Genomic DNA, 9858 nt, shown 5'->3' with positions numbered 1-9858 from the left:
TAATGCCGTCACATCAGTGCAATAGCGTGTTGCGCTCAGAGTCTGCAACCGCCCCTTTATAGTAGACGGTAAAAAAAAAGAGCCTCCGGGTTATCGAAATAAAAGTCTATCTATCTGTTTTTTATTGATTTTTTTCTTTTTGTGACCCGAGGGTATCAACTCTACTACTAATGTCGGGGATTACATCGGAAGGGATATTTTTGAAAATCAATCAGGCCTGAAAACAGGATTATTAATAACAATAAAGTGAAGGCAAAGCGAAAGACTTGTATCGGTCGCTAAAAGATGACAATTGAGTGTCGTCGACCAATACCTGTCGCTGGCCTCTCATGATTGCTCAGGCTTTATCCTGAACTCTTAATAACAATAAACGGAGAGCATCACTATGGCAGATAGTAAAAGCAATGCTGCTGAATACTGGTCGGCGAATCTTCGCCTGATCTTCGGAAGTCTGATTGTATGGGCTTTGGTTTCCTATGGGTTTGCAATTCTTCTGCGTCCATTGCTGGCAGGTATTCCTGTTGGCGGTACGGACTTAGGTTTCTGGTTTGCCCAACAGGGTTCTATCATTTCGTTTATCGGTATCATTTTCCACTATGCCTGGAAGATGAACAAACTTGATGAAAAATATGGCCTTGGGGAGTAAGGAAGCATGAGTCAATTTGCGATCAATATTCTGTTTGTAGGGGCATCTTTTGCGCTCTACATCGGTATCGCCATCTGGGCCCGTGCGGGTTCAACGAAAGAGTTCTATGTAGCAGGTGGTGGTGTACATCCTGTTGCTAACGGCATGGCAACAGCGGCTGACTGGATGTCTGCTGCATCATTTATCTCCATGGCTGGTCTTCTGGCCTCTAAAGGTTATTTCGCATCATCCTTCCTGATGGGTTGGACCGGTGGTTACGTACTGCTGGCGATGCTGCTGGCTCCTTACCTGCGTAAGTTTGGTAAGTTCACTGTTCCTGATTTCATTGGTGACCGCTTCTACAGTAATACGGCCCGTACACTGGCTGTTATCTGTCTGATTGTTGCTTCGGTTACTTACGTAATCGGTCAGATGAGTGGTGCTGGTGTTGCATTCTCCCGCTTCCTGGAAGTTTCCAACGATGCCGGTATCTGGATTGCGGCTCTGATCGTGTTCCTGTACGCCGTATTCGGTGGTATGAAAGGCATTACCTATACTCAGGTAGCTCAGTACGTTGTACTGATTATTGCTTACACCATTCCAGCGATCTTCATTGCGATGCAGTTGACGGGGAACCCTCTGCCAATGTTTGGTATGTTCGGTACTCACGTTGAATCTGGTGTGCCGCTTCTGGAAAAACTGAACACTGTTGTTACTGAGTTGGGCTTCAGCAGCTACACCGCTGATGTAGACAATAAACTGAACATGGTTCTGTTTACTCTGTCTCTGATGTTTGGTACTGCGGGTCTGCCACACGTAATTATCCGTTTCTTCACTGTACCTAAAGTTGCTGATGCACGTTGGTCTGCGGGTTGGGCGCTGATCTTTATCGCTCTGCTGTACCTGACAGCTCCTGCAGTTGCTTCTATGGCTCGTCTGAACCTGATCACTACCGTTTATCCTGAAGCTGCAGCCGCTTCCGAGAACTATGATTCTGCGATGAAAAATCCAATCCTGTTCTCTGAGCGCCCTGAGTGGATGAAGACTTGGGAAGAAACAGGTTTGATCAAGTTTGAAGATAAGAATAACGATGGTCGTATTCAGTTCTACAATGATAAAAACGCAGCCTTCAACGACACTGCTGAAGCTCGTGGCTGGAAAGGTAGTGAGCTGAGCGTAAACAACGATATTCTGGTACTGGCTAACCCTGAGATTGCACAGCTTCCGGGTTGGGTTATTGGTCTGATCGCTGCAGGTGGTATTGCTGCTGCACTGTCAACAGCTGCGGGTCTTCTGCTGGCTATCTCTGCTGCAATCAGTCACGATTTGATCAAGAAAACCATTAATCCAAACATCACTGAAAAAGGTGAAATGCTGGCCGCTCGTATCTCCATGGCAGCTGCTATTCTGGTCGCAACCTGGTTGGGTCTTAACCCTCCTGGCTTTGCAGCGCAGACTGTAGCACTGGCATTTGGTATCGCTGCAGCTTCTATCTTCCCTGTTCTGATGATGGGTATCTTCTCCGTAACCATGAATAACAAAGGTGCGGTTGCAGGTATGCTGGCTGGTTTGATTACTACTCTGGTTTACATCTTTACCTATAAAGGTTGGTTGTTCATCCCAGGTACTAACACTCTGCCTGACACTGCTGAGCATTGGATCATGGGTATCTCCCCTCTGTCCTTCGGTGCAATCGGTGCAGTGATCAACTTTGCAACAGCCTTCATCGTTTCTGGTGCTACTGAGAAACCACCTGCTGAAATTCAGGAAATGGTAGAAAGTGTACGTTTCCCTAAAGGTGCTGGTGAGGCGATTGATCACTAATAGCTCTTCAAGCCGAGCAGGTTTACAATCTGCGGTGGTATAAGAAAGCAAAGCGGGCTTCCTACTACAGGAAGCCCGACTTATTTGAAGGGAAGGGTTTTATGATTTGGCATTTAATTGCTGCATTTATTGTAGGTATTGCCTGCGCAGGTATCGCTCTGTTTTTGCGAAAAATCAGTGGTCAGCGTTTACCTAAATGGATTATTCCTGTTTTTGCTGGTGTGGGCATGCTCTCTTATCAAATCAGCACAGAATATGATTGGTTTGACCATAAGAAAGCGAGTTTGCCTGAGAACTCGGTTGTTGTTGCTTCGGAAGCACCGGGTAGTCTCTGGCGCCCATGGACATTTATGATTCCGATGACAACAGCTTTTACTATTTTGGATACTGCCAGTGTTCAGAGTCGCTCTATTGATAACCAAATAATTTCTGAGTTCATGCTTTATCGTTTTGAAAAACAACATGTAGACCGTGTGAAAGCTCAGGGTTATGTTCTTAATTGTGACACTCGTGATCTTTTGCCCATGAATGAAGACAGGGCCTTGGATCTGGAGAAGCGACAGGTTCTTTCTCAGGATAACGAGCTACTACTTCAGGTTTGTCGTTAAGCATTATTTTTCCCTCCTAAAGCCTGATACTAAAGTCAGGCTTACAGCTGACCGGTGGGTCTGCTAGATTCGGTTAATAACAAAAAATTACTGAATCTAAGCTGGCAGGCCTACGGTACTGGCGAATGTATCCTCTGCTTGGTCTCTCCGCTTACAGAATTCTTGGCTCTGATAATAAGGACAAAAATCTATGAGCAATGAGTTTGATCTCTCTCATCCTCCGTTTGATCTGCTTAGCCCGGAAGAGCAGCAAACCTTGGTGTCACGTCTGGATATCGGATACTTCGGTGAAAGTGAAGTTATTATTGATGCTGGCCAGGTGGCAGAGTCTGTGTATGTCGTTCTGAAAGGTGCGGTTGTTGAACTGGACATGCAGGCTAAAGAGACAGACCCGGATGATGGCGTTATACGTGAATATGCCCATGAGGATCTCTTCGGGGCGATCAGTATTATTAATGGTTCCAGTCGTTATACCTTCAAGGCTTTGGAAGAAACCATTGCCTGGCTATTACCGAAAGAAGTTTTTTTGAACTTACTCGAAGCTAATGAGGCTTTTGCAGCTTATTTTCAGAATACCCTGGCCGAAAAAGCGCGGTTGCTGGAAAAGCGACGTAGCGAAAAGCTCGGTAGTGGGGATATGTCCTCTTTTATGCTGGCTAAGGTTGGCAGTTCGGTTCTACGTGAAGCTGTTATTCTTCAGTCAGGCACAACGATTCTTGAAGCCACAAGAACGATGCGCGAACAGCATTCGGATTGCCTCTTGGTTCAGAAAGGAAGCCAATATGGCATGGTTACCCGCACGGACCTGCTTGAAGGGGTTGTCCTACAGGATATGGGCCTTGAGAGCGATATTTGTGATCTTGCCAGTTACGACCTGCTGACGGTTCAGACCGATGATTTCCTTTTCAATGCACTGGTTTTAATGACCCGGCATAAAATTCAGCGAATTGTTGTTTTTGATCATAACCAGCTGGCCGGTTTAGTCGAACTGACAGATGTTCTTAGTTTCTTCTCGAGTCAGTCTCATGTTATCGGCCTGCAAATTGAACGTGCCGGTAATCTTGATGAATTGGCTCGTGCGGCAAAAGGGACGACTGAGCTGATCAATGGACTGGTTGCTCAAGGGGTTAAAGTTCGCTTTGCAATGGATCTTCTGGCAGCACTGAATGGTCGGATTATTGCGAAGGCATACGAACAACTTGTCCCTGAAGAGATACGGAAAAAGACCTGTCTGCTGGTGATGGGTAGCGAAGGGCGTGGAGAACAGGTTCTGAAAACGGATCAGGATAACGCTCTGATTATTGCTGATGATCTCGAATGGGATGAATGCAGCAAGGTAATGGAGAAATTCACCAATACACTATTGGACTTTGGTTATCCGCTTTGCCCGGGCAATATTATGGTATCCAATCCAGATTGGGTCATGCGTGAGTCTGAGTGGCGTAAGACCTTAAATCTCTGGTCGAGCTCCGTTGAGGGCACGGGACTGATGAATTTGGCTATCTTTGTGGACGCCCATGCGGTGGCCGGAGATGCCCGATTATTTAACAATCTGCGGGATAAGCTGTTTAAAACACTTGAAGGCAATGAAGTCTTCTATTCTTATTTTGCTATGCCGCTGCGCCGTTTCAGCACGCCGTTGACTTTTTTTGGTGGGCTGAAAAATTCAGATGGCATGGATATTAAGAAGGGCGGTATTTTCCCGATTGTGCATGGTATTCGTACCATGGCACTGCAATTTAAGATTAAAGAGACCAATACCTTTCAGCGGATTGAAGCATTGGTTGAAAAGGGTGTGATGAAGCGTAAGTTCGCTGATGACCTTGCTGAAGCACTGGCGGTATTAAGCACTTTAAGGCTGCAGCAACAGCTAAAAGTTGAGACAGGTGAAGCGGCCCCGGGTGAAAGTAATATGGTTAGTGCTGTGGGGCTGAATAAGCTGGACCGGGATCTTCTCCGGGAAGCGCTGCATATGGTCAAAGAGTTTAAGTCGAGAATGTCACACCGCTACCATCTCGAAAGATAAGAACAAATTTTAAAAATCGTCGTATGGGGTAAGCAACATGGTTTTAAAAACAATAATAAGTGCTACCGATAAATGGGCTCATAAAGATGGTGAATATGCATCTATGTTTGAGCCTTATGATGGTGATGAAGTCATCGCTCTGGATTGTGAAATGACGGATCTTGATCCGCAAAAAGCAGAGTTGGTTTCTATCGCCGCAGTCAAAATCAAAGGTACTCAGGTCCTGACCAGTGACAAGCTGGATATCAAGCTTCAGAAGCCTGAAAGCCTGACTGGAGACTCTATCAAGGTTCACCGTATCCGAGGTGTTGATCTGCGTGGTGGTGAAGTGCTGCCTGATGCTTTGGAGCAGTTACTAAAATTTATCGGTAATCGTCCGATTATGGGTTATTACATCGATTATGACATTACGGTGCTGAATCGTTTTATCCGCCCTCGTTTTGGTTTTAGTTTGCCCAATAAAACCATTGAGCTATCTCATCGCTATCTGACAAAGGTTAAGCGGGCTAATCCTGAGCTTCAGCCAGACCTGCATTTCGAAAAAATTGCTGAGAAGCTGGGCGTACCTATGGTCGGGCAGCGTCATAGTGCCTTGGGCGACGCAATCACGACAGCGCTGATGTATGTGCGTTTGTTGAAAGGTCCGGTTCCCACCAGTTAAACCGGTCTTTAAAGAGAAGGATTCGGCCGGCAACGGCATCAGGTTCCCCGTTAGATAAGTGCTACTCTGTAGAGTTGGCCTGCAATAAATATTGCAGGCCTTTTTTGTTTGGTCAGGCAAGTACCCTTGGTTGAGTCATGGCTGATAGAGCTTGGGCGCCGGTCGCTGAACCGGAGCGTCCAGAGAGGAAAGATCCGGACCTGCGGGAACTATCTGAGTCGGGTTAATATTCCCATGGCTGAAATAGTAATGGCGTTTAATCTGATCAAAATGTACGGTTTCTCGAATCTCTTTAAACTGGTAAATCGACTTGGTGTAGTCCCAAAGATTGGTGTAGTCAGCAATCCTGCGAAGATTGCATTTGAAATGGCCAACGTAAACTGGGTCAAAGCGGATCAGGGTTGTAAAAAGACGAATATCGGCTTCTGTCAGGTACTCACCAGTTAGGTAAGATGTTTTTTCTAACTGTTTTTCAATTTTATCAAGTGTTTCAAATAGGGGATTAAAAGCTTCTTCATATGCTTGTTGCGTGGTGGCAAAACCGCACCGATAGACGCCATTGTTGACATTCGGATAGATCAGTTCGTTCCACTGGTCGATCTCAGCTCTTAGGTGTTCAGGGTAAAGATCGATATGGTTATTGGTTATCGTGTTAAAAGCGCTGTTGAGCAGTCGAATAATTTCAGAAGACTCGTTATTAACGATAGTCTCCTGCTTGAGGTCCCATAGCACAGGTACGGTTACTCGACCGCTGTAATCTTTTTTGGCGTGTGTATAAAGTTGGTGATGAAACTCATAACCATAGTTGGGTTCCGGTGTGTCATAGACCCAGCCATTCTCCAACATATCCGGCGATACAGCGGTAAAAGGGATGAGTTCTTCCAATCCCTTGAGGTGACGGACAATCATGCTGCGATGAGCCCATGGGCAGGCATGAGAGATATACAGATGGTAACGGCTGGCCTCAGCCGGATGTTGTTTATCCCCCAGTTGGTGGCGGAATCGAGCATCTTCCCGAACAAAGCGGCCGCCACTTTTTTTGGTGTCGTACCATTTATCCTGCCATTGCCCTTCAACCAATAATCCCATGATTAACCTCTTCTAATCTCGAATGACAAATATAGGGTAATTGTTTATCTGAGAATAAAAAGCATAAGAAAGAGGGGTTTTCTATCGATTAAGTCGAAAGGCAATCGGCTGAGATCGACACTAAGCCGTTTGTAATGATGAGCCACAGAAAGCAGGGCTGCCGATAAAAAGAAACCGGAGACTGGCCCCGGTTTCTTTTTGGTTTGATGACAGGATTACCAGTAGCCTTTCTGATTTGGCAGAATCCAGGTATGAGAGAACCAGTAAAATCGTGTGGACTTGTCATGGGGAGCAAGACAGGTGTATTCAACGGGGCCGACTTTTTCGCCTAGTTCACTCTGCATCATAAAGACAGGCCGTTTACCCTCTTCGTTGCTCACATAGGTATCAACGGGGAGCCCATCGCCATTTTTACAACGCAGTCCGCTCAATTGATAGCTGCCTGAAAGAAGCTCAACCTCAGCCTGAGGTCGCTTATTATCGGCCGCTAAAATAGTCGGCTGGGCTTTTACCTTACGTACGGGCAGTGGCAGGCTGGTGAGCTTAACGGAGAGATTGTTGATATTGCTGGCATAGCCTGTAGCGATAAAACGAGGCAGATAATCCAGGCGGGTATAGCGGCTAACCGGACCCTGATGAGCACCAAAAGCAACCAAGCCTTTGGTGCGTATTACCTTGCGGGCGATCTCGTCTGCCTGGCCCTCTTCATAAGCAAAGAGCTTAGGTGATACGCCGAGAAACTTTTTAAGTGCCGCTTGATTCAGATCGATCTCCTTGGCAATGCGAGCCTGGCGTTGTTCCGGGCGTTCGTCAGGTAAGCCCTTGGCAAGATTGCTTGCAGTGATTCCCATGCTACCGATTGTCCCACCTGCTTTCTGAACCTCTCGCAGTTGCTTCCAGCTCATATAGAGTGGGTGTTCCTTCATGACGGGGGCTGCCGCTACAAAAACGGTGAAGGGCATTTTTCGGTCAGAAAGGTGTTTCAGGGCATTCTGATAAACACTGATATAGGCATGATCAAATGTGATTGCCACGACTTTATCGGGGATAGTTTGCTTACGCTTTAGGCGATCAACAATTTTTTGCAGTGGCCAGACAGTAAAGCCGTTATTTTCCAGATAGCGCAGATGTTGGAGGAATTCCTGCTCTGTGGCGCTTTTGCTGGGCGGTGTCCGGTCACTGATATGTTGATACTGAAGGACTACGGCGTGCTTTGCCGCGAAACTGAAGGGAACCTGTATTGCAAGCAGGCCTGCAAACAAAATTGAGGTCAGAGTAGTGAGTTTTCTCATTGGAAAGCTGCCTTTAGAATCGCCATCGCTTCGTTAATCTCCTGAATTCTTGAAGGGTCGCCGCCCCGATCCGGGTGATGCTGCATCGCCAGTTTACGATAGCGTTGTTTAATTTCTGCAAAGGTAATGGGTTCGCTCAGTTCAAGACATTCCAGTGCGCGTTGGCTCAGGCCCCGTTTGACCTGCTTCTCCTCTTCGATATCGATCTTCTTCCAGAAGTTGCGCAACATATCATCCAGCTCATCTTCAGTGGTTTCCTGAAGAGCTGTCAGATCGAGGTAGTAGTCTCTCATTGGGTCTTTTTCTTCGAGAAGGTCGTGACCAAACTCGTAGGGGTGGAGCTGAATATTGACCGCTGAGATCTCCATAATCCAGTGAGCCTTTTTAATCAGCTCATCTTTTAGCTCATAGAGTGCGTTGTAGACCAGAAAATGGGTTCGGAACAGCGTCATGGTATCGGAGAAGGTAGCCGGTGTTACTTCAATAACGCCGGTTTCTCCCAGAGCTTTGATCAGGGCATGTTCATTCAGGCCCTGTGGGTGAGCTTCAAGAACCAGCTGAATCGTATCCAGCAGACGGGATCTCTGCAGAGTGTTCATCTAACGCCTTACCTGTCATCCATAGTTTTTCGGGAAGGACCTTTCCGAGCGTATAAAATCAAAGCTCATCATAAACGCTTTAAACATCAAAGTGTTGTCATTTTTGTGCTTTTTTATCATTGCTTCGAGTTTACAAGTCCGCTGATTTTGGGTAAAAGACCCCCTCAGTTTTACCACGCCTCAGGAGACCCCATGCAGGAACTATTACCGAAAGAAAAACGCGAGTTTAACAAGCTGCAGAAGCGTTTGCGCCGTCATGTCGGACAGGCGATTGCCGACTACAACATGATCCAGGAAGGCGATAAGGTGATGGTCTGTTTGTCTGGCGGTAAGGACTCTTACACCATGCTGGATATCCTGATGAGCCTGCAGAAGAGTGCCCCGGTCAAGTTTGACCTGGTAGCCGTGAATCTGGATCAGAAGCAGCCTGGTTTTCCTGAACATGTATTGCCAGCTTACCTGGCTTCTATCTGCGTGGAGTATCACATTCTTGAGCGTGATACTTACAGTATTGTTCAGGAGAAGGTTCCTGAAGGTAAAACGACCTGCGCGCTTTGTTCGCGTCTTCGTCGTGGGTCCCTGTACGGTTTTGCTGAAGAAATTGGCGCGACTAAAATTGCTTTGGGTCACCATCGGGATGATATGCTGGAAACGCTGTTTCTGAATATGTTCTATGGAGGGACTTTGAAAGCGATGCCACCCAAATTACTGAGTGATGATGGTAAAAATATTGTCATCCGTCCTCTGGCTTATTGCGTGGAAAAAGATATCGAGGCCTTCTCTGAACTAAAAGAATTTCCGATTATTCCGTGCAATCTGTGTGGTTCTCAGGACGGCTTACAGCGTCAGGTCGTTAAGGAGATGCTGCAAAGCTGGGAAAATCAGCATCCGGGCCGTTTGGATACGATGTTCCGTGCGATGCAGAATGTTGCTCCTTCTCAGTTGGGGGATACTGAGCTCTTCGATTTTAAAAATCTTGAGCAGAAGCAGCTCAAGATGATGGCTCAGCGTATTGATATTGTTGATGCCGGATAGCGTATTTTTTGGAAGATCTTAATAAAAAAAGAGAGCCTGGGCTCTCAGACTGCTGACGAACCCCGGTTATTTTTGATCGGGGTTTGTTTTTTAAGAGAG

The 9858-nt window shown here is 46.5% G+C and carries 9 protein-coding genes; 6 read left to right on the top strand and 3 right to left on the bottom strand.

Annotation, left to right across the window (positions count from 1 at the left end):
* The first annotated feature begins 385 nt into the window (after nucleotides 1–385).
* From AC4GL5_RS17935 to AC4GL5_RS17915, 5 genes are all read left to right on the top strand, one after another.
* On the top strand, nucleotides 386–646 hold the full coding sequence (locus AC4GL5_RS17935) for a DUF4212 domain-containing protein (RefSeq protein ID WP_490384176.1): 261 nt from the start codon (nucleotides 386–388) through the stop codon (nucleotides 644–646).
* Nucleotides 647–652: 6 nt separating this feature from the next.
* Nucleotides 653–2449 carry a sodium:solute symporter family protein gene (locus AC4GL5_RS17930; protein ID WP_490384175.1) on the top strand — a complete coding sequence of 599 codons (1797 nt, stop codon included), beginning with the start codon at nucleotides 653–655 and terminating at the stop codon, nucleotides 2447–2449.
* 101 nt (nucleotides 2450–2550) lie between these two features.
* A complete protein-coding gene (locus tag AC4GL5_RS17925) occupies nucleotides 2551–3057 on the top strand; it encodes a hypothetical protein (RefSeq protein ID WP_490384174.1) in 507 nt (168 codons plus the stop codon).
* 190 nt (nucleotides 3058–3247) lie between these two features.
* Nucleotides 3248–5083 carry a DUF294 nucleotidyltransferase-like domain-containing protein gene (locus tag AC4GL5_RS17920; RefSeq protein ID WP_490384173.1) on the top strand — a complete coding sequence of 612 codons (1836 nt, stop codon included), beginning with the start codon at nucleotides 3248–3250 and terminating at the stop codon, nucleotides 5081–5083.
* 37 nt (nucleotides 5084–5120) lie between these two features.
* Nucleotides 5121–5744 carry a 3'-5' exonuclease gene (locus AC4GL5_RS17915; RefSeq protein WP_490384172.1) on the top strand — a complete coding sequence of 208 codons (624 nt, stop codon included), beginning with the start codon at nucleotides 5121–5123 and terminating at the stop codon, nucleotides 5742–5744.
* 135 nt (nucleotides 5745–5879) lie between these two features.
* Here AC4GL5_RS17915 and AC4GL5_RS17910 read toward each other — a convergent pair whose 3' ends face one another.
* The 3 genes from AC4GL5_RS17910 to AC4GL5_RS17900 form a co-directional block, all read right to left on the bottom strand.
* Entirely contained in the window at nucleotides 5880–6833 is a 954-nt protein-coding gene (locus AC4GL5_RS17910; protein WP_490384171.1) for a glutathione S-transferase family protein, read from the bottom strand.
* Nucleotides 6834–7048: 215 nt separating this feature from the next.
* Nucleotides 7049–8125: a polysaccharide deacetylase family protein gene (locus AC4GL5_RS17905; protein ID WP_490384170.1), complete on the bottom strand. Its 1077-nt coding sequence runs from the start codon at nucleotides 8123–8125 to the stop codon at nucleotides 7049–7051.
* Nucleotides 8122–8724, bottom strand: a complete 603-nt coding sequence (locus tag AC4GL5_RS17900) for a DNA-J related domain-containing protein (protein ID WP_490384169.1) — start codon at nucleotides 8722–8724, stop codon at nucleotides 8122–8124. Before AC4GL5_RS17900 ends, AC4GL5_RS17905 begins: the two co-directional genes overlap by 4 nt.
* A gap of 192 nt (nucleotides 8725–8916) precedes the next feature.
* Here AC4GL5_RS17900 and ttcA point away from each other — a divergent pair, with 192 nt between their 5' ends.
* On the top strand, nucleotides 8917–9759 hold the full coding sequence (gene ttcA, locus AC4GL5_RS17895) for a tRNA 2-thiocytidine(32) synthetase TtcA (RefSeq protein ID WP_490384168.1): 843 nt from the start codon (nucleotides 8917–8919) through the stop codon (nucleotides 9757–9759).
* Nucleotides 9760–9858 lie beyond the last annotated feature (99 nt).

It is taken from the genome of Oceanospirillum sp. (assembly GCF_982874595.1).
The sequence above is the reverse complement of the archived record's forward strand: the minus strand, read 5'-3'. Positions and strand labels throughout refer to the sequence as shown.